Below are 987 nucleotides of genomic sequence, written 5' to 3'. Positions count from 1 at the left end.
GGCGATCAGCGGCTCGATCTCGGCGATGGTCGCGGCGAACACCGGCTCGTTGGCCAGCAGGTCCGCGCCCATGCGGGTCCACTGCGAACCCTGCCCGGAGAACACCCACACCGGGCCCTTGTCGTCCTGACCGACCGCCGGCGGATACGGGGTGTCGCCATTGGCGATTTCCAGCAGTGCACTGGACAGTTCTTCGGGCGTGCTGGCCAACACAACGGTGCGCACCTGCCGGTGTGCCCGCCGAAGGGCCAGCGTGTAGGCCAGATCCCGGAGCACGAAGTCGGACCCCTGTGCGTCGACCCAATCGGCGAGCCGCCCAGCGGTTTGCCGCAGCGCCTCCTCCGAACTGCCCGACACCGGGAACACCAATTTGCCGTCTAGGCCGGCCCCCGCATCGGCCGAGGAGTCACCTGGCGCTTCGGGGGCTTCGGGCGCCTGCTCCACGATGGCGTGCACGTTGGTGCCCGACATGCCATACGAGGACACCGCGGCCCGCCGAACCCCGTCGGCAGCGACCTCGGGGAACGGTGTGACCTCTTGTGCCACAAAGAGATTCGTTTCGATCTCCGCCATTTCGGCGGGCATCTCGTTGAAGTGCAGAGTCCGCGGAACCACGCCGTGCTGCACGGCGAGAACCGCCTTCATCAGGCCCAGCGCGCCAGCGGTCGACTGGGTGTGCCCGAAGTTGGTCTTCACCGATCCCAGCGCGCAGGGGCCATCGGTGCCGTAAACCTCGGCCAGACCCGCGTACTCGATCGGGTCGCCCACCGGGGTACCGGTGCCGTGCGCCTCCACCATGCCGACGGTGGTCGGGTCTACATCCGCTGCGGCCAACGCCGCCCGGTACGCCTCGACCTGCGCCGGCTGCGACGGGGTGACGATGTTGACCGTGCGACCGTCCTGGTTGGACGCCGTGCCGCGGATCACCGCCAGGATGCGGTCCCCGTCGCGCTGGGCGTCCTCGAGTCGCTTGAGCAGCACGACGAC

The 987-nt window shown here is 69.0% G+C and carries 1 protein-coding gene; it reads right to left on the bottom strand.

Features of this window, described 5'->3' with window-relative positions; all coding sequences use genetic code 11:
• Positions 1-987, bottom strand: a 987-nt coding sequence (locus tag BST27_RS30560) for an acyltransferase domain-containing protein (RefSeq protein ID WP_139805506.1), incomplete at both ends; no start/stop codon positions are given.

The sequence above is a fragment of the Mycobacterium intermedium genome (assembly GCF_002086275.1).
Taxonomy (GTDB): domain Bacteria; phylum Actinomycetota; class Actinomycetes; order Mycobacteriales; family Mycobacteriaceae; genus Mycobacterium; species Mycobacterium intermedium.
This window is presented reverse-complemented; position numbering and strand designations above follow the sequence as displayed.